This is a genomic window from Microvirga sp. GCM10011540 (assembly GCF_042650665.1).
GTDB classification, from domain to species: Bacteria; Pseudomonadota; Alphaproteobacteria; order Rhizobiales; family Beijerinckiaceae; genus Microvirga; species Microvirga lenta.
The window spans coordinates 34047-58259 of the sequence record NZ_JBHSBQ010000141.1 but is presented as its reverse complement, the minus strand read 5'-3'; the positions used below and the strand labels follow the sequence as shown (position 1 = coordinate 58259).

Sequence of the window (24213 nt, the reverse complement as noted above, 5' to 3'; positions counted from 1 at the left end):
CGTCAGCGGCGCTCGCCATGTGCCCGGAACCATCTGAATCCATATGGCTCCAGCCTGATCGGTGATGCAGCTTTCTTCATAGACCGATCGTCTTCGCTGCTGAGCAGGGGTCTCATCTGATCGATGTCATCAAGCTGCAGGCGGGCTTCTGCGGGGCGGTCGGCGAGATTGTGGAGGGTGATGACCGTGGCGCCTTCCCAATCGTAGCGAATCGCAAGCAGGCTTGTGTCTTCCGTCTGCAGTATCTCTCCCCGAGCCCAACCGACTTCCGGGCAGGCACGGCGAGTGCGGACAAGCCGCTGCAGATGAGACATCAGCGACCCGTCCAAATCTCTCTGGGAGGCGACGTTGACCCGCTGATAGGCGAAGGGCCCATCGGATATCACGGGACGAACGAGTTTGTCGGCGGAAGCCATCGAGAACCCGGCATTCGGCTCATCGGCCCATTGCATGGGCGTTCTGACGGCATTGCGCTCTTTTAGAGAAAGATCCTCTCCCATGCCGATCTCGTCGCCGTACCAAAGGACGGGTGTTGCCGGCAAAGCGAACATAAGGCTGAATGCCAACTTGAGCCATCGCTCATCGCCGTCGAGCATCGGTGCGAGCCGCCGACGAAGACCACGCCCGTAGAGTTGCATGTCGGGGGCGGGTCCAAATCTGGAGAAGACCTCCTGCCTTTCTTCATCCTTGAGGCGGCCGAGATCGAGTTCATCGTGATTGCGTAGAAAACTTCCCCACTGGGCCTTTAGCGGGATCTCCGGCGTATCTCGCATGATGTCGCGGATCGGCTTCGCATCGCCTCGGGCGAGACTCAGGAACACATGCTGGTTGAGCATGAAGTTCAGTATCATGTGCATACGCTCGCCGCTTCGGCCGAAATACTCGTCGACCTCTTCCATCGTGATGTTCGCTTCCGCCAGCATCACGGCCTCGGCACGACGCCAGGAGAGGACGTCACGCAGCTCGCGCAGGTATTCGTGCGGGTCATGCTTTGGTCTCTCTCGCTCCGGGAGCCCCTTGTACTCGATCAGGAAGGGAACGGCGTCGAGGCGAAAACCGGAGACTCCTAGCTGCAGCCAGAATCCCATGACCTTCTCGATCTCCGCCCGGACTTCCTCATTGGCGATGTTGAGATCAGCTTGGTGCTTGTAGAAGCGGTGCATGTACCAGGCTTCGGCGACCTCGTCGTAGGTCCAGATCGAATCCTGCACGCCCGGGAAGACGACGCCCTCGTGGATGTTGTCGGGCTTTTCCTTGGACCAGATATACCAGTCCCGGTAGCGCGACTGGGGATCTCGACGAGCCTCCTGGAACCAGGGATGATCGATGGAGGTATGGTTGGCGACGAGGTCGACGATGACCCGTAACCCCCGATCCTGAGCGGCATGAGTGAAGGCGACGAAATCTCCAAGAGTGCCGAGGCGTGAATCGACGCCGTAAAAGTCCGTCACGTCGTATCCGTTGTCCCGGTTCGGAGACGGATAGAAGGGGAGCAGCCATATGCAGGTCGCGCCGAGTTCCTCGATGTGGTCGAGGCGGTCGGCGAGCCCTTGGAAGTCGCCCACGCCATCGCCGTTCGAATCCATGAAGGTTTCGACATCGATGCAATAGATCACGGCGTTCTTGTACCAAAGGTCGAGCATCGAGCGTCCTGCCTTTGTCCTGCTATAGGGCTATGAAGTCTCACATCCAAATGTGCATTTCATGGCCCTCAGGAAACGCTTGGCCATGGTAGAGCGACCAAGGAACGTGTCCTGTCGCCTTCATCTCCTCCTTCTAGCAATATTTTCAGCGCCTCGAAGAGAAAGCGCCGGAGAGCCTTCGGTTCCTCAAGGTAGGATTCTTCAGAAGGCGACAGACCCTGTCCCCTCCGGCGTCATGGCCGGAGGGCGGAACCATCACCAAGGGCCAGCCATTGGCATTTGATCCACTTTCAGAGGTATGCGGACCATCAAGAGCGAGCGGAGAGCATGTCCATGCCTGAAACCACCTGGTGGAAGCGCGGAATCGTCTACCAGATCTATCCCCGTTCATTTCAGGATACGAACGGCGACGGCATCGGCGATCTTCAAGGGATCTCCCAAAGGCTCGATTATCTGCAATGGCTGGGAGTCGATGCTATCTGGATCTCTCCGATCTTTCCGTCCCCGATGGCCGATTTCGGCTATGACGTTTCAGACTATTGCGGCATCGATCCGATCTTCGGCACTCTCGACGATTTCGACAGGGTCCTTGAACAGGCACATTCCCGAAACCTGAAGGTCATTCTGGATTTTGTCCCGAACCATACATCCGACCAACACCCATGGTTTCTTGAGAGCCGCTCGTCGCGAACGAATCCGAAGCGGGATTGGTATATCTGGCGCGATCCGGCTCCGGGCGGCGGAGTGCCGAACAACTGGATCAGCAATTTCGGCGGACCTGCCTGGGAGTGGGACGAGGCGACGGGGCAGTATTACTATCATGCCTTCCTGAAGGAGCAGCCGGACCTCAACTGGCGTAATCCGGAAGTCAGGGAAGCAATGTTCGATAGCCTGCGCTTCTGGCTCCGGCGCGGTGTGGACGGCTTCCGGGTCGATGTCATCTGGCACCTCATCAAGGATGCCGAGTTCCGGAACAACCCTCCCAATCCCGGCTACCAGTCGCATCAGGCGGAGATCAACAAGTACCTCCAAGTCCACTCGGCCGACCAGCCGGAGGTCCATGACGTGATCGCTGCGATGCGCCAGGTTTTGGAGGAGTACGAAGACAGGGTGCTGATCGGCGAGATCTACCTGCCCCTGGAGCGCCTTGTTGCCTATTACGGTAAGGACCTATCAGGAGCGCATCTCCCCTTCAACTTCCAGCTGATCCAGACCGCGTGGAACGCGCACGAGATCGAAAAGCTCGTCAACGAGTATGAAGGGGTCCTGCCCGACGGCGGATGGCCCAATTGGGTTCTCGGCAATCACGATCAGCCGCGCATTGGTGCCAGAATCGGCAAGGCGCAGGCCCGGGTCGCGGCGATGCTGCTGCTGACCCTGCGGGGAACGCCTACCATGTACTACGGCGACGAACTCGGTATGACGAAGGTCGAGATCCCGCCCGAATCCGTGCAGGACCCATGGGAGAAGAACGAACCAGGTCTCGGCCTCGGTCGTGATCCCGCACGCACGCCAATGCAATGGGATTCCTCTCCGAATGCCGGCTTCACCCCCGGCGAGCCGTGGCTGCCGCTCGCGCCGGATTTCCAGACCTGCAACGTGGAAGTGCTGTCCCAGGATTCAGGCTCTGTTCTATGTCTCTACCGGCGCCTCATCGATCTGCGCCGTCGCCACCTGGCCCTCAGCATCGGACAGTATTTGCCGGTGCAATCCGGCGGGCAGGTCTTCGCGTATGAGCGCCGACATGGAGCGGAGCGGTTGCTCATCGTGCTTAATTTCGGCCATGCAGCTCAGGCTATCGACCTGCCTGACGGGGTTGGAAAGGCGCGTGTGCTGCTGTCGACGGTTCGGAGCGGAGACTGGCATGTGGAGGCCGGCTGCCTGGATCTGGCTCCAGACGAGGGACTAATCGTTGCTCTTGAGGAAGGATAGGGCAGGGGCGGCCGCTTGGGCGCCTACGAGCCTTTCCAACTGCCCGATCCTCTCGTCGATATAGCGCTCCATCAAGCCGGGAGCTGATGTTCCGAACATCCTGATGCGGCCGGTATGCGCCAGAAGGAGCAGGCCGGCCGCATGAGCGAAGGTGTCGACCATCATGAGGTCCGCCTCTTCTTGAGAAGCTCCCATTGCGCGGGCTGCTTCCGCGATCGGCAGAAGTGCGGCTGCGAGGCCGGCATTGAGCTGCTCGTCACGCTCGCGGCCCAGTCCCTTCGGCTTCATGCCTCCCCGGAACAGGTAGAATCCGAGGTCGAGATCTCGCGGATTGTCCGCATAGTACTTGAAAAAGGCCATGGCTGCGGCCCTCAGGCCTGGGGCAGGGCCATTGGTGTTGGCGACCGCCGCGGCCATGGCCTCCCTCAGATTGTTGAGCGAGGCCTGAAGCACTTCTGCATAGATCGCCTCCTTGGACTCGAAATGGAAATAGAGCGCCGCGGGCGTGTAGCCCGCTTCCGCTGCGATGGCACGGAGCGAGGCGCCATCCAGACCTTCGGTCTCGAAAATCGTCCGCGCGGCCTCGAGGATAAGGCTGCGCTTCAGGTCTCGAACAGCCTGGGCTCGCCCTCGGTTGCGCGGTTCCGCTGTCATTCCGGCCTACTTTCGTCGATGCTTGACGGATTTTTCTAACACTGTTCAAATGCTGCAACAAGCTCAGAGGAGCCCGCCATGCTGATGAATGCCGCCGAGTACCGGGAGTCGCTGCGTGCTTACAAGCCGCGCGTCTTCGTCAACGGGAGTACTGTCGAGAGCGTTGCGGACGAGCCTCTTCTTGCGCCAGGAGTGAGCGCGGTCGGGATCACCTACGATCTGGCTCACAGGGTGGAGCATCTGCCGATCATGACAGCGCGGCAGGGCACGTCCGGCAAGATCGTCAACCGGATGCTACACATCAACGAGAGTTCGACGGATCTGCTTTACAAGCTCGAGGCGGTCCGACTGGTCTGCAAGATCTCGGGATGTGCCCAGCGCTATCTCAGCCACGATGCTCTCAACGGCATTTACCAGGCGACCAAGCGGACCGATGAGGTTCATGGCACCGATTATGCCCATCGTTTTCTCAACTATCTTCATGAAGTGCAGGATCGAGACCTGACACTCGGTGCCGCCATGACGGACGCCAAGGGCGATCGTTCGAAGCGGCCGGGTCAGCAGGCCAATCCCGATGTCTACGTTCATATCAAGGAGCGTCGCCCGGACGGCATCGTGATCCGCGGCACCAAGGCTATCGTGACCGGTGCTCCTTACATGCATGAGTTCCTTGTCATGCCATGCCGGACACATACGAGGGAGGATGCCGACTTCTCGGTGTGCTGTGCGGTGCCTGTCGACGCGCCCGGAGTGACCATCGTAGCGCGCCCTGCCGGTCGCCCGGGTGAGGCGGCCGCGAAGTTCTCCGCAAAATACGGGCAATCGACCGGCGTGGTGATCTTCGATGACGTGTTCGTGCCCCATGACCGAGTGTTTCTTGCGGGTGAGCATGAGGAGGGCGGCTTTCTCACCACGTCCTATGCCACCCATCACCGCCATTCCTGCATCGGAGCCCGTGCTGGCTTCGGGGACCTTTTGATCGGCGCCGGTGCGCTCATGATCGAGGCGAACGGCCTCGACCCCGACCGGCACGGACACATTCGGGAGGCCATGGTCGATCTCATCACGATCACGGAGGGATTTTATGCCTGCGGTGTGGCCTCCTCCGTCTACTGCGTGAAGGATCCGGGTGGTTCCGTGATGCCGGATGCGGTGTTCTCCAACATCGGAAAGCTCCTGCTCGCCACGAAGATCTACGACATGCACAAGCTGGCTCATTATGTGTCAGGCGGGCTGATCGTGGCCTTGCCGGGCCCGGACGAGGATCACAATCCCATGACCCAGGCCTCCTTGTCGGCTGTTCTGGGCGGGCGGCCCGACATCCCGATGGAGCAGCGGATGGAGGTTTCCCGTCTGATCGAGGACCTGACCGTTTCCCACCAGGCGGGCTGGTATTCCGTGATTTCCTTGCACGGGGGCGGCTCGCCCGAGGCGATGAAGCGCGAGATCTGGCGCAACTATCCCGTCGTGGAGAAGATGGAGCTGGTCGAAGGCCTGCTGGACCGCGGCGTTCTCGATGAGGGCAGGCGCGTCTCGAAACAGCCGGGACGATGCTGCGCAACCGGCTGCGAGGTGCCAAGCGTGCCGACAGAAGGCTCAAGGATTGATGAACAGGTTCCTACGGCCGCCGAGTAAATAGTGGCACCTCGAGAGAGGGGCGACAAGGGCACACGGATAGGGCCGTATGATAACGGCCTTTGAACCTTTGTCGGTGATGATGGCCGAGGTAGCGTGGGCCTTCCTGTCCCGAACAGGGGCACAAGGCCCGCAGGAGGCCGGCCCTCGGCCATCTGGCCTGATCGTGCAAGGAGCCGAACATGAACGATGACGCGGAATCCGTCGCGACGCGGCTATGGCGCGACCGCGCTCAGATCCGTGAGCAGGAGCGCGACGACGCGATGGCCCGCCTCCGGATCGCCGAGGAAAAAGTGGCGATTCTCCTGGCCGAGAATGACCGGCTCGCCGCGGAAAATGCCCGGTTGCGCGCGCTCTCCGGTCCTGACAGCGGCCAGGGCGAGACCGAACTGCAGATGGAGGCTCTGAGAGGCGCTCTCCTGCCTCTGCTGTCCCAACACGGCGGGATCATGAATTCGTAACGCTTTTCCTTCATATAGCGGTGCACTGGTCGAGGATACTCCTTTTGCGCCAAGCCCCATTAACCTTCCGCTAACCATGTTGGTCGTGAACTGATGTGCAGCGATACGTAGCAGTCGCGATAGCTGCAACCGGCTTCCGTCCGCCAATCCCGCTCGCGGTTCTACGCAGGCCGGCTGGTGATGCAGTCGCAAGGACAGCTCTAGACCCTTAGCGGGAGGATGTGGATGGCAAAGGTTCTCGTTGTGACGTCAGGCAAGGGAGGAGTCGGCAAGACGACTTCGACGGCGGCTCTGGGTGCGGCGTTGGCGCAGAACAACCAGAAAGTCGCTGTCGTCGATTTCGATGTCGGACTGCGCAACCTGGACCTGATCATGGGCGCCGAACAGCGGGTCGTTTTCGACCTGATCAACGTAATCAAGGGCGATGCGAAGCTTTCCCAGGCGCTGATCCGCGATAAGCGGATCGATACTCTCTCGCTTCTTCCCGCATCCCAGACCCGGGACAAGGATAACCTGACCGAGGAGGGGGTCGCCCGCGTCATCAGCGAGTTGCGCGAGCAATTCGACTGGATCATCTGCGACAGCCCTGCCGGGATCGAGCGAGGAGCCACTCTGGCGATGCGGCATGCCGATGTTGCCGTTGTCGTAACCAATCCGGAAGTCTCCTCTATCCGGGATTCCGACCGGATCATCGGTCTTCTCGACGCAAAGACGGAGAAGGCGGAGCAGGGCGACAGGGTGGAGAAGCACCTTCTGCTCACCCGCTACGACACGGCTCGCGCCCAGCGTGGCGAAATCCTGAAGGTCGACGACGTCCTCGATATCCTATCCATACCGCTGCTCGGCATCATCCCGGAGAGCCCCGATGTGCTGCGGGCATCCAATATCGGGGCACCGGTCACGTTGGGAAGTCCGAACAGCGTCGCGGCCCGCGCCTATCTCGATGCCGCAAGGCGTCTGAGCGGTGAAGTCATCGCTCCGCAGGAGAAGCGGGGCCTGCTGAGCAAGTTGTTTACACGGAGAGCCGCATGAACATCTTCAAATTCCTCAACCGCCGGACATCGGCGCCTGTCGCCCGCGAGCGTCTCCAGGTCCTGCTGGCGCACGAGCGCACGATCGTGGGAGGGCAGGACGATCTCGTCGCAACGCTCCGGGAGGAGATCCTGGCGGTGATCGCCAAGCACATGGCCGTGGAGCACGACAACGTCCAGATCAAAATGGATCGTGGCGCTTCCGTCTCGACACTCGAGGTCGATATCGAAATCCCGACGGCTAAAACTGGGATGCGCCCGGCAGCTTGACCGAGGGCTCCTCACGCGGGGTCCAATGGAGGGGGCCGGCGTGCTCCGGCCGGTCTCCCTGTTGGATCTCACATGTCGAATAATTGAACGGCAGCATCGAGGCCCGTGAGGCATGGGGGGATGAGACTGCTGCGCAAGCTTGACCTGTGGATCCGGGAATGGCTCCACGCCTGCTTGAAATTCCTCTTGATCGTTGTGCGGAACTCCTGATCCGACGCGGCGTTAACGTGCCTTTCCAAATGGATTGGCGATGGCTCTTCTCGATTATGCCGGCTATGCCGCGGCGGTTTGCACAACCGGCGCATACATCCCCCAGGTGCTTCGCGTCTGGCGTACCCGATCAACCCAGGATATCTCGCTCAAGATGTTCCTGGTGCTGGTGACTGGGCTGTCTCTCTGGCTCGTCTACGGCATCTGGAAGAGTGAAATCCCGCTCATCATCGCGAACAGCATCACGCTCATGCTTGCGAGCACCATTCTCTATTTCAAGCTCAAGCATGGCTAAAAGGCTCCGCTTACCTGCTCTTTCTGGTCAAAGCACTTCTCAGGAGCGCCAATGATCAAGGCGGTAATATTCGACGTTGACGGTACGCTGATCGATACCGTCGATCTGCATGCGGCAGCATGGGTTGAGGCACTCAAGCATTTCGGCTTCGAAGTGGCATTCCAGGACATGCGGGCGCAGATCGGCAAGGGTGGCGATCAAATCCTCCACGGGCTTCTCCCGCCCGCTCTCGTGAGCGAAAAGGGAGAGGAGATTCGGGAGTTTCGCACCAACCTGTTCAAGAGCGACTACCTGCCCAGGGCGCGAGCTTTCCCTGGCGTGCGGGATCTGTTCGAAACCCTCAGGGACAGGGGAAAGCGGGTCGTGCTCGCCTCGTCCGGAAAAGAGGACGAGGTGGAGCACTACAAGGAGATCGCCAATATCGCCGATCTTGTCGAGGACGCCACCTCATCAGACGATGCGGAGCGCTCGAAGCCTTTTCCGGACATCTTTCGCGCAGCTCTGGCTAAGCTCGGACCCCTGACGGCGGAGGAGGTCGTCGTTGTCGGTGATACGCCTTACGATGCAGAGGCAGCCCGTAAGGCGGGCATCAGGTCGGTGGGGGTTCTGTGCGGAGGCTTCCCGGAGGATGCTCTCCGGGCCGCCGGCTGCATTGCGGTCTATGATAGCCCGGAAGACCTCCTGGTCCGCCTGGACCGATCCGTGCTTGCCGATGGTTGAACGTGTTGCCGGACGCGGATGGGGAGCTACAATAGGCATTCATGCCATTACCGATCGTATCGCACCCGGCCTATCAGGCTGCGCTTCCCGACGGGCATCGGTTTCCGATGCGAAAATACGGGCGCTTGGCCGAGGTTTTGCACGGGAAGGGGCTTGCCTCCCATGGCTTTATCGTACCCGATGAGGCTGGGGCGGATCTCATCGCGCTTGCTCATCACCCGGTTTATGTGGATCAGGTCTGTACCTGCTCAGTCCCGCGCGAGATTGAACGCCGGATAGGCTTGCCGGTGGATGAGGGCGTGGTACGCCGCGCGCGAGCCTCAGCCGGCGGTACGCTGTTGGCCTCGAAGCTCGCCCTTCAACATGGCTTGGCCGGGAGCACGGCGGGTGGCAGCCACCATGGACAGCGCGAAACCGGAGCGGGCTTTTGCGTGTTCAACGATGTCGCCATTGCGGCTAAAGCCCTGAAACATGAGAGGCGGATCCATCGAGCGCTCGTGGTCGATCTCGACGTTCATCAGGGTGACGGCACGGCCGATTGTCTGCGTGACGATGCAGACTTGTTCACCTTCTCGGTTCACGCCGAGAAAAATTACCCGGTCCGCAAGATTCCGAGCGATCTTGATATCGGCCTTCCTGACGGCGTGCAGGATGATGCGTACCTCGATGTACTACGGGCGCATCTGCCACGGCTGCTCGATGCCCTTGCGCCCGATCTCGTGTTCCTGAATGCCGGTGTCGATCCACACCGCGACGACAAGCTGGGGCGCCTCGCTCTCTCCGACGAAGGCCTGCGCCGGCGGGACAGCTTGGTCATCGAAGAGACGCGCACCCGCGGCATCCCGTTGGTGGCGGTCATCGGAGGTGGCTATTCGGCCGATATTGATGCCCTGGCCCACCGTCATGCGATCGTGTTCGAGGCGATGGCGACCTGGCACGAAGCCAGCGCCTGAGGTCAGGACTCCGGATTTCGGATCGGACCTCCGCTGTGAAAGCGCAAAGCCACCACGGCTTTCCTATGCTCGAAGCGCTTCCGGCTGCCGGGTGTCGAGAACGACCGCCTCCGTGGCGAGGCGCTTTACGCGCTGCTCGACGTCCGACTTGACCTTCTGTATCGCGGCTTCCTTGACCGGCCCATAACCCCGGATCTCCATTGGAGCCCTGGCAATCGCCACGAGATCGGGAAGGCGATCCGCGCTCAACCTGTCGAGGATCATGTCGATCTGCTTCTCGTACCATGCGATCAGCGCCCGCTCCGTCCGTCGCTCGGCCGTGTATCCGAAGATATCGAACGGTGTGTTTCGCAGGACCTTCAGGCGAGCCAGGACTTTCATCGGCGTTTGAACCCATGGCCCGAAAGCGTGCTTTCGCGGTCGCCCGCGCGCGTCGCGCTTCGTGGGCAGGAGCGGCGGCGCCAGGTGATACTTCACCTTGTAGTTTCCGTCGAACTCCCGCTGCAACTCGTCAAGAAAGCCGGTTTCCATATGAAGGCGCGCGACTTCATACTCGTCCTTGTAGGACATCAGCTTGAACAGGGAGCGTGCGACCGCGTCGGTCAATGCCTCCGATCCGAGGGCGGCCTCGGCCGCGCGAACCCTGGCGACGGTGTCCGCGTAGCGTGCAGCATAGGCCGCATCCTGATATGCAGTCAGGAAGTCGATCCTTCGTGCGATCACTTGGTCCAAGGTCTCCGGTTCTTCCGGCCTGTCGCCGGCCGCGTGCCGCACGAATTCCGGATCAGCGCTGAAGAGACGGCCCCAGGCGAACGCTTCCCGGTTTTTCTTGACCGAGACCCCATTGAGCTCGATAGCCCGCGAGATCGCCTCGAGGGAAACGGGAACGAGGCCCTGCTGCCACGCGAAGCCCAGCATCATGACATTGGCGTAGACCGTGTCGCCGAGCAGCGTTTCGGCCAGGGCATTGGCATTGATTGCCGCAAGGTTGCCGGAACCCAGTACCCGCTCCATCGACCGCAGGCGTGTCTTGCTCGCGAGATCGGCGTCTCGGAAGCGCACGACATCGCCTGTCGGCATCTCGGCCGTATTGACGACGGCGCGCGTCCCGGGCCGATAGGTTCCGGAAGCCTTGGGCGAAGAACTGACGACGAGATCGCAGCCGATCAGAGCATCCGCCGCCCCCTGGTCGATACGAACCTGATGAAGCTCGTCGGGACGTGCGGCAATGCGGATGTAGCTGAGAACCGGCCCAAATTTCTGGGCGAAGCCGGTAAAGTCGAGAACCGAAACCCCTCTGCCCTCGAGATGCGCAGCCATGCTGATGAGCGCTCCGACGGTGACCACACCAGTACCGCCGACACCTGTGACCAGCAGATCGAAGGGCTTCTCGAGAGACGGCAGGGCAGGGGCCGAAAGGTTCATGGCGCGTGCGCCGGCGTCTATCCCGCTCGTGGTTCTGGCGCGGCGCTTGGCTCCCTCCACTGTGACGAAGCTCGGACAGAAGCCGCCGAGGCACGAGAAATCCTTGTTGCAGGTCGAGAGGTTGATCTTGCGCTTGCGGCCGAACGGCGTTTCCTTCGGCTCGACGCTGAGGCAGTTCGAGGCGACGGAGCAATCGCCGCAGCCTTCGCAGACCAGATCGTTGATATAGGCGAAACGGGCGGGATCCTCCATTTGACCCCGCTTGCGACGGCGGCGCTTTTCGGTGGCGCAGGTCTGCTCATAGATCAGCACCGTGACGCCCGGAATCTCCCGCAGCTCCTTCTGCACGGAATCAAGATCGTCCCTGGGGTGGATCGTGACCCCGCCGGGCAAATCCGCAGGCACGAATTTGGACGGATCGTCCGACACCAGCGCGATGCGGGAGACGCCCTCGGCGCGCACGCTGTGGGCGATGGCATAGACGCTGACCGGGCCGTCGACCGGTTGGCCGCCGGTCATGGCGACGGCATCGTTGAACAGGATCTTGTAGGTGATGTTGGCGCGCGCTGCGATGGCTTGCCGGATCGCCATGGAGCCAGAGTGATAGTAGGTCCCTTCGCCGAGGTTCTGGAAAACGTGACCTTTCCCTGTGAACCTGGAGGACGCGGCCCAGTTCACGCCTTCTCCGCCCATCTGGATCAGCGACGAGGTGTCCCGATCCATCCAACTCGCCATGAAGTGACAGCCGATTCCTGCGAGCGCCTTCGATCCTTCCGGCACCTTCGTGGATGTGTTGTGGGGGCAGCCGGAGCAGAAATAAGGGGTGCGGGTCGCGCCCGGCACGGAGATCACCCGTTCGGAATCCGGTATGAGCGCTGCAGCGCGGTCTGCAAGGTTGAGGTCGGGAAAGATGGGATCCAGCCGCTTGGCCAGGACGCCGGCGAGGAAGCGCGGAGACAGCTCGCCCGTCCACGGGATCAGGCGCGCGCCGGTCTCGTCGTGCTTGCCGACCATGCGCTCGGGCTTGGAGCCCGGATAGTCGTAGAAATACTCCTTGAACTGGCTTTCGATGATCCCGCGCTTTTCCTCGATGACGAGGATCTCGCGCTTGCCCTTCACGAATTCCATCGCATCGTGCAGCGGGAGCGGCCACACCATTCCGACCTTGTAGATATCGATCCCGTGCTGCCGGCAGGCTCCTTCGTCGAGCCCGATCAGCCGGAGCGCCTCCATCAGATCGAGGTGGGCCTTGCCCGAGGTGACGATGCCGTATGTCGCCCAGGGGATGTCGTAGATGCGACGGTCGATCGGATTGGCCTTGGCGAAGGCATAGACCGCGTGCTTCTTGGCCTCCATCCGCTCCTCGATCTGGGGTCCGGGCAGATCCGGCCAACGATAGTGCAGGCCGCCGGGCGGGGGCGTGAAGTCCGGCTGGAGAAATGTCCGGGGAGGGCGCAGTTCGACCGAGGTGCCGGATTCCACAATTTCCGAGACCGCCTTGAAGCCGACCCACATGCCGGAGAAACGGCTTAACGCATAGCCGTACTCGCCGAATTCCAGATACTCGCTGACGCTTGCAGGATGCAGCGTCGGCATGAACCAGCTCATGAAAGCGACGTCGGACTGATGCGGCATCGATGAGGACACGCATCCGTGGTCGTCTCCTGCTACGACCAGCACGCCGCCGTGCGGCGACGATCCATAGGCGTTGCCATGCTTCAGTGCATCACCCGAGCGGTCGACGCCGGGGCCCTTGCCGTACCAGAGGCCGAAGACACCTTGGACCTGCCGGTTTGGGTCGGTCTCCACCTGCTGGGAGCCGAGTACGGCCGTCGCGGCGAGATCCTCGTTGACGGCTGGAAGGAACTCGATCCTGCTCGCTTCCAGCTGCTCCTTGACGCGCCAGAGTTCGAGGTCGAGGCCGCCGAGCGGCGAGCCCCTGTAGCCGGACACGAAGCCTGCGGTGTCGAGGCCTGCCGCCCTGTCCCGCCTGGCCTGATCGAGGAGGATCCGAACGATAGCCTGGGTCCCGGTCAGGAAGACCCGGCCCTTCTGGCGGGCGTAGTGGTCGGTGAGTTGATAGGCATCGAGCAACTGACCTGTATCCATCGACCTACCCCGGAACTATGAGCGAGCGTTGAGCTCGACAAGGATAACTCTGAACACCTGGTAGGTGTTTCCTATTCTTTCCGCTGCGGAACACCGATTTGGTAGAAAAATGCCGCCGGCTGCTATAGGTGGTAGGAAATTCCAGAATCAGAGGATTTCATGATCGAAAAGCAGGACGAGCACATCCTCGCGCAGCTGCAGAAGGAGGGGCGGACGACGAACCAGCAACTGGCGGAAGACGTCGGCATGTCCACTTCGGCTTGCTGGCGGCGTGTGCGGGCTCTGGAGGATTCCCGGGTGATCGTTGGCTACTCGGCTCTGGTGGACCGCGAGAAGGCGGGGTTCGCCACCTCGGCAATCCTGCACGTTTCCCTGGAACGGCACGATGCGAAGTTCGTGGACGAGTTCGTTTCGCGTGTGACGGCGCGCGCCGAGGTTCTGGAATGCTTCGCAACGACCGGAGACGCCGATTACCACCTACGCGTGGTCGTGCGGGACATGAAGGCCTACAACGAATTCCTCGACGAGTTCATGTTCCGGCTGCCCGGTATCCGCTACGTGCGCACCAACGTAATCCTGAAGGAGATCAAGACCAGCGTGGCGCTGCCGTTCTGAAGAGCGGCCGGAGCCTTCGCTACTTGCCGTCGGGAAGCAGCGCATAAGCAAGCTGCGCCATGGCGACAGGGCGGCCATCCCCATCCGTCCTGAGCGTGACGCTGCCGAAGGCCATTGTGCGTCCGAGGCGGATGACCCGCGCCTCCGCAAGCACGTCCGCATTCGCAGCGGGGCGAAGGAAATGCATCGTCTGGTCGACCGTCGTCATGGGCCTGTAGGCCCCGGCTGCGGAGGACACGGCAAAGACCATCGCGGTGTCCGCCACGCTCATGAGTGCCTGTCCGCAGACCACCCCGTTGTCGCGACAGAGCTTATCGGAAAACGGCATGCGGAGAACGGCGCCGTCGGACTCCAGGCTTTCGATGCTCAGATCGAGATCCTGAATCCAGCGGGCAAAAACGCTGGTCAGCATCTGCTCCGCCGCCGCGCGGTCGAATTTGTTCATCGTTGCCCCCTTTGTGATTTATCCGCCAAGGCTTCGCGCCTCATTCAATCGACATCCTTTGATGTCCCCGACGATAGCATCGTCAGAGCTTTTTCGAAGAGATGCCCGATCGCTTCGGCTAGCCGGCAATCTCGTTGATCTGCATGATCGGCTGGACATTGGTGAAGTTCGCGATGTCGGCGAAGATCTCCCGTCCGTGAGCTTTGCCCGCGTCCTTGAACTGCTGCAGCGAGCCGAATGTCAGCAATGCGATCATCCGGTACATCGGCGGATTGCCGTTCGGTTGTCCGACGCCGCTCAGGATCTGGACATCGGTCAGTCCGAGCTCGGTCCAGCGCTCCTTCACGAGCGGGATATGCTTTTGAAGGTAGTAATCCCTGTCGAAGGCGGCCTCCGCATCATTGGGATACATCACCGTAACCAGGATCATTCGCTTTCCCACCCGGTGGCATGGTTGTGATCGGCCGCCGGCGGGGCTCGCCCGTTCCGGCTGCCATGTTCATAAACCCCGAACCTAAACCGCTTCCAAGGTCAGGGCGATGCCTTGGCCGACACCGATGCACATCGTGGCCAGGGCGCGCCTGGCATTGCGGTGTCTCATCTCGATGGCCGCCGTAAGAGCCAGACGTGCCCCGGACATGCCGAGCGGATGGCCCAGCGCAATGGCGCCGCCGTTGGGATTGACGTGCTCCGGATCGTCCGGAAGGCCCAATTGGCGCAGGCAGGCCAGAGCTTGTGCCGCGAAAGCCTCGTTCAGCTCGATCAAGTCGAAATCCGAGACCTTCAGCCCTTGGCGCTCCAGGAGCTTGCGGGTTGCCGGAACAGGGCCGATGCCCATGATGCGGGGCTCGACGCCAGCCGTTCCGAGGCCGGTGATCCGAGCCAGCGGACGGAGGCCGAAGCGCTCGACCGCCGCCTCGGAGGCAACCAGAACCGCCGCCGCTCCGTCGTTGACGCCTGATGCGTTGCCCGCAGTGACCGATCCGTCCTTTCTGAACGGCGTCGAGAGCGCAGCGAGCTTTTCGAGGCTTGTCTCGCGGGGGTGCTCGTCCTTCTCCACCAGGATGGGATCGCCCCTTCTCTGCGGGATCGAAACCGGCGCGATCTCTTCCGCCAGTCGGCCGCTCCGCTGTGCGGCAGCGGCCCGTGCCTGGCTGCGGAGCGCGAAACGGTCCTGATCCTCACGCTTGATCTGGAAATCCTCGGCGACGTTCTCGGCCGTTTCAGGCATGGAATCGATGCCGTACTGCGCCTTCAGCACGGGATTGACGAAGCGCCAGCCGATGGTGGTGTCGTGGATCTCGGCCGAGCGTTGGAAGGCCTCCGTCGCTTTGCCCATCACCAGCGGCGCCCGGGTCATGGATTCCGTCCCGCCCGCGATGGCGAGGTCTATCTCGCCCGCCTTGATCGCACGCGCGGCGGCTCCTATGGCGTCGAGGCCGGAGCCGCACAGGCGGTTGATCGTCGTGCCAGGCACACTGGTCGGCAGGCCGGCGAGCAGCGCGCACATGCGCGCGACGTTCCGGTTGTCCTCTCCGGCCTGGTTCGCACAGCCGAAGATCACCTCGTCGATGGCGTCGGACGCGACGGATGACTGCCTCTTCAGCAGTTCGCGGATGACATGCGCTCCCATGTCGTCCGGCCGCACTGAGGCAAGGCTGCCGCCATAGCGGCCGATCGGCGTCCGCACGCCGTCGACAAGATAGGCATCGGCCATGGTCCTAGCTCCTTCGTTGAGGTTTTCCGTATTAGGAATAGAAGCGTGCGCCCGAGGAGGCGCGGCTAACGAGGCCGGCAGCAGGCTCCCATCCTGGACCGTCCTGAGCGGCCCGTTCGGTAACCTTGTCGAGAATAGCCTGCAGACCGACGCGATCGGCCTCGAACAGAGGTCCGCCGCGCCAGGCAGGGTATCCGTAGCCGTGCATCATCACCACATCCACATCGAGCGGGCGCTCGACGATGTGCTCGTCGAGAATCTTGCTGGCTTCGTTGACGATGGCGGCGCGGATGCGCGCCTGAATCTCGTCGGCAGAGATCGGGCGACGGGTCAGCCCGCGGCGCCGCGACGCGCCTTCGACCAACTCCGTCACGAACGGATCGGGGATCCGCTTTCCGCCTTCGTAGCGATACCAGCCTGCACCGGTCTTGCGGCCGAAGCGGCCCGCCTCGCAGAGACGGTCGGCGACATCCACGTAGCGCTCGCGCGGGTCGCGCGTGGGCGCGAGGCGTTTGCGTCTCGCCCAGGAAATGTCGAGACCTGCCAGATCGGACACTGCGAACGGTCCCATCGGGAAGCCGAACGCTTCCATTGCCGCGTCGACCTCATGCGGCAGGGCGCCTTCCTCGATCAGATACTCCGCCTGCTGGCGGTAGCGGGATAGGATGCGGTTGCCCACGAAGCCGTCGCAGACGCGGCAGACCACGGGCACCTTCCGCAAACGCTTCGCGACGGCGAGGCCCGTCGCCACCACGTCGGGCGCCGTCGTATCGGTCTTCACGATCTCGAGGAGCTTCATGATGTTCGCCGGACTGAAGAAGTGCAGTCCCACCACGTCCGTTGGCCGTGCCGTGGCGTCGGCAATGGCACCGACGTCGAGATAACTGGTATTCGTCGCCAGCACCGTCCCGGGCGGGAGGATCCCGTCGAGATCGCGGAAGAGGGTGCGCTTGACCTCCATGTCCTCGAAAACGGCCTCGATCACCAAGTCCCGGTCCGAGAGGGTTGCGAGGCCGACATCATAGCTGATCGAGCTTAGGCGTTCGTTGCGGGTGGCGTCCGTGAGGCGCCCGCTCGCAACCTGCTTGTCGTAAATGTCGGCAACCCTTGCCCTGCCTGCCGCCAGAGCCTGCTCGTTCGTCTCGACCACCTTCACGTCGAAGCCTGCATCCGCGAAGGCAACGGCAATTCCGGAACCCATTGTTCCGGCCCCGATGACCCCGACCTTTTGAACCGGGCGAGGTTCGACATTGTCGAGGCCCGGCACCCGCGTGACCTCGCGCTCGGCGAAGAAGGCATGCCGCAGGGCGGCAGACTGCTCGGAGGAGCGGAGCTCCAGGAATGTTTCGCGTTCGCGCGCCATCCCTTCGTTCAGCGGAACGTCGGCGGCCAGCATGGCAAGTTCGGCCGCCCTCACGGGCGCTTCTGCGCCTCTCGCTTTCCGGCGAATCTCGCCGAGCTTCGCGGCTGCGACCTCTGCGCCCATTCGGGTCGCGGGCAGGTCTCCCGTTCGCCGGAGCGGCTTGCCGATCATTTCCCGGGCGAGATCCATCGCGTCGGCGCGAAGATCTCCGGTCGAGATCCGGTCGGCCAAACCGAGATGCAAGGCCTCCGCAGCCTTGACGTTCCGGCCGCTCGATACGAGGTCGATGGCGACTTCCGTTCCGACCAGCCGGGGGAGCCGCTGCGTGCCGCCGGCACCAGGGACGAGGCCGAGCTTCACCTCGGGCAAGCCGAAGGACGCTTTGGCGTCGACCACACGCCCATGGCAGGCGAGGGCGATCTCGCATCCTCCACCGAGAGCCGTGCCGTGAAGGGCTGCGACGACAGGCTTGGAGCAGTCCTCGATGGCGTTGATCACGTCAGGCAGGTGCGGCTCGCGCGGGGGCTGCCCGAATTCCCGGATATCCGCGCCGGCCACGAAGGTGCGGCCCGCGCAGGCAATCACGGCGGCTTCGATCTCCGGGTCGAGATCGACCTCCCGGATTGCTTCGAGCAGGCCCGCCCGAACGGCCTGCGACGTCGCGTTCACGGGCGGATTGTCGATCTCGATCACGGCGACAGGTCCCGTCCGGAAGAGCCGGACGGGTTCGCTTGCAGTCCCGTCGGCTTGAACAGGCGAGGGGGCTGAGATTGTCGTCATGGGCGCACCGCATTCATCGTGAGGAGCTCATAATTCGCGACTGTCTCGTCCTTGTCGGTCGTGATCTCCACGTCCCACCGCACCTCGCCATATTGCTCGTTGCGCGGCGACTTCGCCTTCGCCGTAAGCCGCACCTTGATGGCCTCCCCCGGTTGCACGGGTTTGATGAAGCGCAGCGAGTCCAGCCCGTAATTGGCGAGCACCGGCCCCGGATCAGGATCGACGAAGAGACCTGCCGCGAACGACAGCAGCAGATAGCCGTGGGCCACGCGGCCCGGGAAGAACGGGTGGTCCTTCGTGGCTTCCTCGCTCATATGAGCATAGAAGGTATCGCCTGTGAATTCTGCAAAGTGTTCGATATCCTCGAGGGTGATCGTCCGCAGCTTTGAGACGAAGGTCTGCCCGATTTCGAGATCTTCGAAGTGGTAGCGGAAGGGATGCCGGTCCTTCTCGATTGCCGGCGCGCCCTTGATCCAGCTCTGCGTCACCTTGGAGAGCATGCCCGGCGAGCCTTGAAGGGCCGTACGCTGCATATAGTGATGCACGCCGCGCATGCCGCCCAGTTCCTCGCCGCCGCCGGCCCGGCCCGGACCGCCGTGGACCATGTGCGGCATCGGTGAGCCGTGGCCCGTCTGCTCCTTGGCGCAGTCGCGGTCGATCAGGACCAGGCGCCCGTGGAAGGCGCCGACGCCGAAGACGAGATCCGCCGCCGCGCCGGGGTCATAGGTGTAGAGCGATGCCACGAGACTGCCGTCGCCGCGGTTTGCCAGGGTGACGGCTTCGTCGAGCCCGTCATAGCCCATGACGGTGCAGACCGGGCCGAAGGCCTCGACCCGATGAACGTTGGTGGCGCGGATCGGATCCGGGCAGTGCAGGACGAGGGGAGGCATGAAGGCGCCGCGCTCGCGGTCCGCTCCCTCGACATTGAAGTTCTCCAGGTCCCCCACCACGATGTCGGCCTCGGCGCGGAGTTTCTCCACTTGGGCCAGCACATCACGCCGCTGTCCCAGACCGACCACGGGGCCCATGCGAACGTTCTCGAGTTCCGGATTGCCGATCTGAACCTTCGACAGACGCTCGCGCAAGGCGTCGATGACAGCCGGTACATGTGCGTTCGGAGCGATGGCACGGCGGATGGCCGTACACTTCTGGCCCGCCTTGACGGTCATCTCCTTCGCCACCTCCTTGACGAAGAGGTCGAATTCCGGCGTTCCGGGGCCTGCGTCAGGAGCAAGGATGGCGGCATTGAGCGAGTCGCGCTCGGCGATGAAGCGAACGGCCTCGCGCGCGATGACCGGGTGCCGCTGGAGCTTCTGGGCCGTGTCGGCCGACCCGGTGAACGAGACCACATCCTGACAGGTCAGGTGATCGAAGAGGTCGCCGGTGGATCCGATGACGCATTGAAGGGCGCCCTCGGGCAGAATCCCGGACTCCGCAATCATGCGGACGAGAGCGTGCGCTACGTAGGAGGTGATCGTCGCCGGCTTCGTGACTACGGGCACGCCGGCGAGCAGGGCCGGGGCGAGCTTTTCCAGCATGCCCCAGCACGGAAAGTTATAGGCGTTGATATGAACCGCGACGCCGTTCAGCGACGTCAGAACGTGCTGGCCGACGAAGCTTCCCGCCTTGGAGAGGGGCTCGACAGAGCCATCAAGAAGGAAGGTGGAGTTGGGCAACTCCCGCCGGCCCTTGGAGGCATAGACGAAGAGAGTGCCGATGCCGCCGTCCACGTCGATGAAGTTGTCGGATCGCGTGGTGCCGGTTTGGTAGGAAATCTTGTAGAGTTGCTCCTTGCGCTCGGTCAGATAGATCGCGAGACGCTTCAGAAGCTCGGCTCTCTGATGGAACGTCAGCCGCCGCAGATTGGGGCCGCCGACCTGCCGGGCATAGGCGAGGACCTCGCCCATATCCAGGCCGCCGCTGACGACCTGCGCGACGACGTCGCTCGTGACGGCGCTGCGAACTTCGGCCAGTTCCTGACCGGGAGCGGTCCAACTTCCGCGAACGAAGCTCTCAAGTCTCATATCGATACCCTGAATTGGTGTTCCCGCGCCCATGTGACGGCTGCGCTGTTTTTCCGTATTATTAACCGACCGACCGGTTAGTCAAGGAATATTGGAAGCGCGGCTCCGGCCGTGCACGGCTCGACAGAGAAGCGCGGAAGAGGAATAGGTTAGCTGTGCAATATGCGAAAGGGCGCATGCCGCCCGAACCTGCAAAGGAACTGGAGTAGGCCGCATGGCAGCGTTCGTTGAGGCCCTTCTGGATCGGTTTCACGAGAGGACGCCGATCAGGGCCGGTTCACTGATCGTGACGGTCTTCGGGGATGCGGTCGTTCCCCGCGGTGGGGTTCTGTCCCTGACCTCGCTCCATGAAATCATGAGGGCGTTCCGCATCAGCGACACGCTCGTACGGACGGCCTTGTCCCGCCTCGTCTCGGATGGCTGGTTTGAGCGGTGGAAGGTCGGGCGCAACAGCTATTACCAGCTCACCAGCCAGGGGCGGGGGGCCTTCGCCCAGGCGACGCAGAGGATCTATGCCGATCCGCCGCAGGATTGGCGGGGGGGCTTCGACCTCGTTCTGCTCGAGAACGCGCAGGACCGGCAGACTGCCAAGGCCAAGCTGTCGGAGGCGGGATATGGAGCCCTTGGACCCGATCTGTTCATAGCGGCAGCGGCGGCCACTGGCGGTGAGGGGGCGTTCCTGCGCCTGGCCGCGACACCGGCCGACCTGCCGACCGCCCGGCGGCTGGTGGAGCGGGCATGGCCGCTGGAGGAGATCGAAAGCCGTTATACGCGCTTCACCAACATCTATTCGGGAACGCTCAAGGCTCTCCAGAGCGGGGCCCCTTTCACCGATCTCGATGCGTTGCTGGTGCGGATCCTCCTGATCCACGACTACCGCCGGGCCGTTCTGAAGGACCCGCTGCTGCCGCCGCCGCTTCTGCCGGAACCCTGGGCCGGAACCGCGGCCCGGGCGCTCTGCGGGACGATCTACAAGACGTTGCTTCCTGCTGCGGAGCGCTGGATCGACGCCCATGCCCAGAACGACGAAGGAGCACTTCCGGAGGCTGACGGAGGTTTTCGCCAGCGCTTCGCAGCCTTCCCGGCGATTGCCGATGCGGGACTTCTCGGCTGATCCGTTACACAAATCTCTTGCATATTGTATTTTTTGTGACATATTGGGAGGGTTCGTAAGGTGCTCGAACTCGGTTTGCTGTTCAATGTGGGCGCTGACGACCGAAACCGCGTTGTATTTCAGCCCTTGCGGGCACCCGCTCGATGCTGCCCGGGACCTGGTGATCTTCAACGGGGCCGTGGGGTGCGAAGTGAGGTGGCGACAAGGCAACGAAGGCAGGGAGAAACGCCATGTATGCACAGATGGTGAAAACGGGCGTCGATCACATCCAGTCCAAGGAGGAGATGTCTCCGGAGGAACGCGCCTTCCAGGAGCGTGTCGACGCGGATATCAAGATCGAGCCCAAGGAATGGATGCCTGAAGCCTATCGCAAGACCCTGGTCCGGCAGATTTCCCAGCACGCCCATTCCGAGATCATCGGCATGCAGCCGGAGGGCAACTGGATCACGCGCGCGCCCACCCTGGAGCGGAAGGCGATCCTGCTCGCCAAGGTGCAGGACGAGGCAGGGCACGGCCTCTATCTCTATTGCGCCGCCGAGACCCTCGGCGTGACCCGTGACGAGCTCATGGAGCAGCTCAACAGCGGGAAGGCCAAGTATTCGAGCATCTTCAACTACCCGACGCTGACCTGGGCCGATATCGGGGCCATCGGCTGGCTGGTCGACGGCGCCGCGATCATGAATCAGGTGCCGCTGCAGCGGTGCTCCTACGGTCCCTATTCCCGCGCCATGATCCGGATCTGCAAGGAAGAGAGCTTTCATCAGCGGCAGGGCTACGACATCATGATGAAGCTCGCGAGCGGAACGCCCGAGCAGAAGCAGATGGCCCAGGATGCGCTGAATCGCTGGTGGTGGCCGTCCCTCATGATGTTCGGCCCGTCCGATGCGGATTCGGTGCACAGCGCCCAGTCGATGCGGTGGAAGATCAAGATCAACTCCAACGACGAGCTGCGCCAGAAATTCGTGGATCAAACGGTGCCTCAGGCCGAGTATCTCGGCCTCACCGTGCCGGATCCCGACCTCAAGTGGAACGCGGAGCGCGGACACTACGATTTCGGCAAGATCGACTGGGACGAGTTCTATCAGGTGATCAACGGGAACGGCCCTTGCAACCGCCAGCGGCTGCGGATGCGGGTGAAGGCATATGAAGAGGGGCGCTGGGTGCGCGACGCGGCCGATGCCTACGCGGCCAAGAAAGCGGCGCGCGCCAAGGCTCAGGCTGCCTGAGCGGGAGGTAAATCATGACCGACAAGAAAGAATGGCCTCTCTGGGAGGTTTTCATCCGCAGCCAGCACGGCCTCGCTCACCGGCACGTCGGCAGCCTCCATGCTCCCGACGCCGAGATGGCGATCATGAATGCCCGCGACGTGTATACGCGTCGCAACGAGGGCGTCAGCATCTGGGTGGTTCGCGCATCGGACATCGCGGCCAGTTCGCCGAGCGAGAAGGGGCCGCTGTTCGAGCCTGCCAACAGCAAGGTCTATCGCCACCCGACCTTCTATGAAATTCCGGAAGAGCTGGGGCATATGTGATGGCCGAGCAGGAAGCCCTCTTCGAGTATCTGCTGCGTCTCGGCGACAACGCCCTGATCCTGGGCCACCGTCTGTCCGAATGGTGCGGACATGCGCCGGCCCTGGAAGAGGATCTGGCTCTGTCCAACGTGGCCCTCGATCTGATCGGCCAGACGCAGCTCTGGCTGAATCTGGCCGGGGAGGTCGAAGGAAAGGGGCGGGACGCCAACAACCTTGCCTATCTCCGCGACGCGCGGGATTTCCGGAACGTCCTGCTGGTGGAGCAGCCGAACGGGGACTTCGCCGTCACGATGGCGCGGCAGTTCTACTTCGATGCCTGGCATTACCTGCTGCTGCGGGAGCTCATGAATTCCACTGACGGCCGCGTCGCCGAGATCGCCGCGAAAGGGCTCAAGGAGGTCACCTACCACCTGGAGCGGAGCCGCGAGTGGGTCGTCCGGCTCGGCGATGGGACCGAGGAGAGCCAAGAGCGTATGCAGGCGGCTCTCGACGATCTCTGGATGTTTACGGGCGAGTTGTTCGAAGCCGACGAGGTGGATCAGGAAATGGTCCGCAGGGGTGTGGGGCCGGACCTCGGCGCCCTGCGCGAGCCGTGGCTCGGCCTGATGCGGGCAACCGCCGAAGAGGCCACTCTGACGCTGCCGCAGCCCGGATGGGCCCAGCGCGGCGGAAAGCGCGGGATCCACTCGGAGCATCTCGGCTATATCCTGGCCGATCTTCAATTCCTGCAACGGGCCTATCCCAACGCCACGTGGTGAGGAGGCGATGACGAGCATCCTGGCGCGGCCGGACCCCGATCGGATCAAGAGCTGGCTGGAAGAGGTTCCGGATCCGGAGGTGCCGGCCGTCTCGGTCATGGATCTCGGTATTGTCCGGGATGTCCGGTGGGACGGCGATGAGCTCGTGGTGGCGATCACGCCGACCTATTCCGGCTGCCCCGCCACCAGCGTCATCGCCTTGGACATCGAGACAGCCCTGCGGGCGCGGGGAATCGAGCGACTTCGGATCGAGCGGCGCCTCTCGCCTCCCTGGACGACCGACTGGATTACGGAAGGCGGCCGGCGGCGGCTTGAAGCGTATGGTATTGCGCCTCCTGCGGAGAGTGCCGGGAGCCCGTCGCCCTTCGATCGCTTCCTGCGCAGCACGCCGCTTGTGATCGCCTGCCCGCGCTGCCGGTCGGAGAATACGTTCCGCGTCAGCGAGTTCGGGTCCACGCCGTGCAAGGCGCAGTATCAGTGCCGCGATTGCCTCGAGCCTTTCGACTATTTCAAGTGCATATGAAACGA

Annotated in this window: 22 protein-coding genes; 14 read left to right on the top strand and 8 right to left on the bottom strand. The window is 62.6% G+C overall.

The features are described 5' to 3' along the window. Nucleotides 1-2: 2 nt before the first annotated feature. Complete coding sequence (locus tag ACFOYU_RS23315; protein WP_377035410.1) at nt 3-1643, bottom strand: alpha-amylase family protein; 1641 nt, start codon at nt 1641-1643, stop codon at nt 3-5. Between the two features lie 333 nt (nt 1644-1976). On the opposite strand from ACFOYU_RS23315, the gene ACFOYU_RS23310 reads away from it, so the two are divergent. Then, nucleotides 1977-3575: an alpha-amylase family glycosyl hydrolase gene (locus ACFOYU_RS23310; RefSeq protein WP_377035409.1), complete on the top strand. Its 1599-nt coding sequence runs from the start codon at nt 1977-1979 to the stop codon at nt 3573-3575. Here the strand turns inward: ACFOYU_RS23310 and ACFOYU_RS23305 are convergent. Then, nucleotides 3549-4229 (bottom strand): TetR/AcrR family transcriptional regulator, encoded by a 681-nt coding sequence (locus tag ACFOYU_RS23305; protein WP_377035408.1) that lies wholly within the window; start codon nt 4227-4229, stop codon nt 3549-3551. The genes ACFOYU_RS23310 and ACFOYU_RS23305 overlap by 27 nt on opposite strands. A 78-nt stretch (nt 4230-4307) precedes the next feature. Here ACFOYU_RS23305 and ACFOYU_RS23300 point away from each other — a divergent pair, with 78 nt between their 5' ends. The 7 genes from ACFOYU_RS23300 (at nt 4308) to ACFOYU_RS23270 (ending at nt 9804) form a co-directional block, all read left to right on the top strand. Then, nucleotides 4308-5864: a 4-hydroxyphenylacetate 3-hydroxylase family protein gene (locus ACFOYU_RS23300; RefSeq protein ID WP_377035407.1), complete on the top strand. Its 1557-nt coding sequence runs from the start codon at nt 4308-4310 to the stop codon at nt 5862-5864. Between the two features lie 182 nt (nt 5865-6046). After that, nucleotides 6047-6325: a hypothetical protein gene (locus ACFOYU_RS23295; protein WP_377035406.1), complete on the top strand. Its 279-nt coding sequence runs from the start codon at nt 6047-6049 to the stop codon at nt 6323-6325. A 225-nt stretch (nt 6326-6550) separates the two neighbouring features. Continuing rightward, a complete protein-coding gene (gene minD, locus ACFOYU_RS23290) occupies nt 6551-7357 on the top strand; it encodes a septum site-determining protein MinD (RefSeq protein ID WP_226740669.1) in 807 nt (268 codons plus the stop codon). Next, nucleotides 7354-7626, top strand: a complete 273-nt coding sequence (minE, locus tag ACFOYU_RS23285) for a cell division topological specificity factor MinE (RefSeq protein ID WP_226740671.1) — start codon at nt 7354-7356, stop codon at nt 7624-7626. The genes minD and minE overlap by 4 nt, the downstream gene beginning before the upstream one ends. A gap of 250 nt (nt 7627-7876) precedes the next feature. Further along, nucleotides 7877-8131 carry a SemiSWEET transporter gene (locus tag ACFOYU_RS23280; RefSeq protein WP_226740673.1) on the top strand — a complete coding sequence of 85 codons (255 nt, stop codon included), beginning with the start codon at nt 7877-7879 and terminating at the stop codon, nt 8129-8131. Nucleotides 8132-8182: 51 nt separating this feature from the next. Further along, nucleotides 8183-8851, top strand: coding sequence for an HAD family hydrolase (locus ACFOYU_RS23275; RefSeq protein WP_377035405.1), 669 nt, complete (start codon nt 8183-8185; stop codon nt 8849-8851). 41 nt (nt 8852-8892) lie between these two features. Beyond that, nucleotides 8893-9804: a histone deacetylase gene (locus ACFOYU_RS23270; RefSeq protein ID WP_377035404.1), complete on the top strand. Its 912-nt coding sequence runs from the start codon at nt 8893-8895 to the stop codon at nt 9802-9804. Between the two features lie 63 nt (nt 9805-9867). Here ACFOYU_RS23270 and ACFOYU_RS23265 read toward each other — a convergent pair whose 3' ends face one another. Beyond that, nucleotides 9868-13338 (bottom strand): indolepyruvate ferredoxin oxidoreductase family protein, encoded by a 3471-nt coding sequence (locus ACFOYU_RS23265; RefSeq protein ID WP_377035403.1) that lies wholly within the window; start codon nt 13336-13338, stop codon nt 9868-9870. A gap of 159 nt (nt 13339-13497) precedes the next feature. On the opposite strand from ACFOYU_RS23265, the gene ACFOYU_RS23260 reads away from it, so the two are divergent. Continuing rightward, nucleotides 13498-13953: an Lrp/AsnC family transcriptional regulator gene (locus ACFOYU_RS23260; RefSeq protein WP_226740681.1), complete on the top strand. Its 456-nt coding sequence runs from the start codon at nt 13498-13500 to the stop codon at nt 13951-13953. A gap of 19 nt (nt 13954-13972) precedes the next feature. Here the strand turns inward: ACFOYU_RS23260 and ACFOYU_RS23255 are convergent, their stop codons facing one another. The 5 genes from ACFOYU_RS23255 to paaZ form a co-directional block, all read right to left on the bottom strand. Then, nucleotides 13973-14398, bottom strand: coding sequence for a PaaI family thioesterase (locus ACFOYU_RS23255; protein ID WP_377035402.1), 426 nt, complete (start codon nt 14396-14398; stop codon nt 13973-13975). Nucleotides 14399-14516: 118 nt separating this feature from the next. After that, nucleotides 14517-14828, bottom strand: a complete 312-nt coding sequence (locus ACFOYU_RS23250; protein WP_226740684.1) for an EthD family reductase — start codon at nt 14826-14828, stop codon at nt 14517-14519. Nucleotides 14829-14912: 84 nt separating this feature from the next. After that, nucleotides 14913-16115, bottom strand: a complete 1203-nt coding sequence (gene pcaF / locus ACFOYU_RS23245) for a 3-oxoadipyl-CoA thiolase (protein WP_377035401.1) — start codon at nt 16113-16115, stop codon at nt 14913-14915. Between the two features lie 31 nt (nt 16116-16146). Beyond that, nucleotides 16147-18258: a 3-hydroxyacyl-CoA dehydrogenase NAD-binding domain-containing protein gene (locus ACFOYU_RS23240; protein ID WP_377035400.1), complete on the bottom strand. Its 2112-nt coding sequence runs from the start codon at nt 18256-18258 to the stop codon at nt 16147-16149. Beyond that, nucleotides 18255-20282 (bottom strand): phenylacetic acid degradation bifunctional protein PaaZ, encoded by a 2028-nt coding sequence (gene paaZ, locus ACFOYU_RS23235; RefSeq protein ID WP_226740690.1) that lies wholly within the window; start codon nt 20280-20282, stop codon nt 18255-18257. The genes ACFOYU_RS23240 and paaZ overlap by 4 nt, the downstream gene beginning before the upstream one ends. 214 nt (nt 20283-20496) lie before the next feature. Between paaZ and ACFOYU_RS23230 the strand changes: the two genes are divergently transcribed. The 5 genes from ACFOYU_RS23230 to paaD all read left to right on the top strand — a co-directional run bounded on the left by ACFOYU_RS23230 (nt 20497) and on the right by paaD (nt 24208). Further along, on the top strand, nt 20497-21396 hold the full coding sequence (locus ACFOYU_RS23230) for a PaaX family transcriptional regulator C-terminal domain-containing protein (RefSeq protein ID WP_377035399.1): 900 nt from the start codon (nt 20497-20499) through the stop codon (nt 21394-21396). Between the two features lie 230 nt (nt 21397-21626). Further along, nucleotides 21627-22622 carry a 1,2-phenylacetyl-CoA epoxidase subunit PaaA gene (gene paaA, locus ACFOYU_RS23225; RefSeq protein ID WP_377035398.1) on the top strand — a complete coding sequence of 332 codons (996 nt, stop codon included), beginning with the start codon at nt 21627-21629 and terminating at the stop codon, nt 22620-22622. A gap of 14 nt (nt 22623-22636) precedes the next feature. After that, nucleotides 22637-22927: a 1,2-phenylacetyl-CoA epoxidase subunit PaaB gene (gene paaB / locus ACFOYU_RS23220; protein WP_226740698.1), complete on the top strand. Its 291-nt coding sequence runs from the start codon at nt 22637-22639 to the stop codon at nt 22925-22927. Further along, nucleotides 22927-23685 carry a 1,2-phenylacetyl-CoA epoxidase subunit PaaC gene (paaC, locus tag ACFOYU_RS23215; RefSeq protein WP_377035397.1) on the top strand — a complete coding sequence of 253 codons (759 nt, stop codon included), beginning with the start codon at nt 22927-22929 and terminating at the stop codon, nt 23683-23685. The genes paaB and paaC overlap by 1 nt, the downstream gene beginning before the upstream one ends. A gap of 7 nt (nt 23686-23692) precedes the next feature. After that, complete coding sequence (gene paaD, locus ACFOYU_RS23210) at nt 23693-24208, top strand: 1,2-phenylacetyl-CoA epoxidase subunit PaaD (protein ID WP_377035396.1); 516 nt, start codon at nt 23693-23695, stop codon at nt 24206-24208. Nucleotides 24209-24213: the final 5 nt, after the last annotated feature.

Bases quoted from the DNA above. Each gene is read 5' to 3' on its own strand.
- ACFOYU_RS23315 (WP_377035410.1), bottom strand. From the start codon at position 1,643: ATGCTCGACCTTTGGTACAAGAACGCCGTGATCTATTGCATCGATGTC.
- ACFOYU_RS23310 (WP_377035409.1), top strand. From the start codon at position 1,977: ATGCCTGAAACCACCTGGTGGAAGCGCGGAATCGTCTACCAGATCTAT.
- ACFOYU_RS23305 (WP_377035408.1), bottom strand. From the start codon at position 4,229: ATGACAGCGGAACCGCGCAACCGAGGGCGAGCCCAGGCTGTTCGAGAC.
- ACFOYU_RS23300 (WP_377035407.1), top strand. From the start codon at position 4,308: ATGCTGATGAATGCCGCCGAGTACCGGGAGTCGCTGCGTGCTTACAAG.
- ACFOYU_RS23295 (WP_377035406.1), top strand. From the start codon at position 6,047: ATGAACGATGACGCGGAATCCGTCGCGACGCGGCTATGGCGCGACCGC.
- minD (WP_226740669.1), top strand. From the start codon at position 6,551: ATGGCAAAGGTTCTCGTTGTGACGTCAGGCAAGGGAGGAGTCGGCAAG.
- minE (WP_226740671.1), top strand. From the start codon at position 7,354: ATGAACATCTTCAAATTCCTCAACCGCCGGACATCGGCGCCTGTCGCC.
- ACFOYU_RS23280 (WP_226740673.1), top strand. From the start codon at position 7,877: ATGGCTCTTCTCGATTATGCCGGCTATGCCGCGGCGGTTTGCACAACC.
- ACFOYU_RS23275 (WP_377035405.1), top strand. From the start codon at position 8,183: ATGATCAAGGCGGTAATATTCGACGTTGACGGTACGCTGATCGATACC.
- ACFOYU_RS23270 (WP_377035404.1), top strand. From the start codon at position 8,893: ATGCCATTACCGATCGTATCGCACCCGGCCTATCAGGCTGCGCTTCCC.
- ACFOYU_RS23265 (WP_377035403.1), bottom strand. From the start codon at position 13,338: ATGGATACAGGTCAGTTGCTCGATGCCTATCAACTCACCGACCACTAC.
- ACFOYU_RS23260 (WP_226740681.1), top strand. From the start codon at position 13,498: ATGATCGAAAAGCAGGACGAGCACATCCTCGCGCAGCTGCAGAAGGAG.
- ACFOYU_RS23255 (WP_377035402.1), bottom strand. From the start codon at position 14,398: ATGAACAAATTCGACCGCGCGGCGGCGGAGCAGATGCTGACCAGCGTT.
- ACFOYU_RS23250 (WP_226740684.1), bottom strand. From the start codon at position 14,828: ATGATCCTGGTTACGGTGATGTATCCCAATGATGCGGAGGCCGCCTTC.
- pcaF (WP_377035401.1), bottom strand. From the start codon at position 16,115: ATGGCCGATGCCTATCTTGTCGACGGCGTGCGGACGCCGATCGGCCGC.
- ACFOYU_RS23240 (WP_377035400.1), bottom strand. From the start codon at position 18,258: ATGACGACAATCTCAGCCCCCTCGCCTGTTCAAGCCGACGGGACTGCA.
- paaZ (WP_226740690.1), bottom strand. From the start codon at position 20,282: ATGAGACTTGAGAGCTTCGTTCGCGGAAGTTGGACCGCTCCCGGTCAG.
- ACFOYU_RS23230 (WP_377035399.1), top strand. From the start codon at position 20,497: ATGGCAGCGTTCGTTGAGGCCCTTCTGGATCGGTTTCACGAGAGGACG.
- paaA (WP_377035398.1), top strand. From the start codon at position 21,627: ATGTATGCACAGATGGTGAAAACGGGCGTCGATCACATCCAGTCCAAG.
- paaB (WP_226740698.1), top strand. From the start codon at position 22,637: ATGACCGACAAGAAAGAATGGCCTCTCTGGGAGGTTTTCATCCGCAGC.
- paaC (WP_377035397.1), top strand. From the start codon at position 22,927: ATGGCCGAGCAGGAAGCCCTCTTCGAGTATCTGCTGCGTCTCGGCGAC.
- paaD (WP_377035396.1), top strand. From the start codon at position 23,693: ATGACGAGCATCCTGGCGCGGCCGGACCCCGATCGGATCAAGAGCTGG.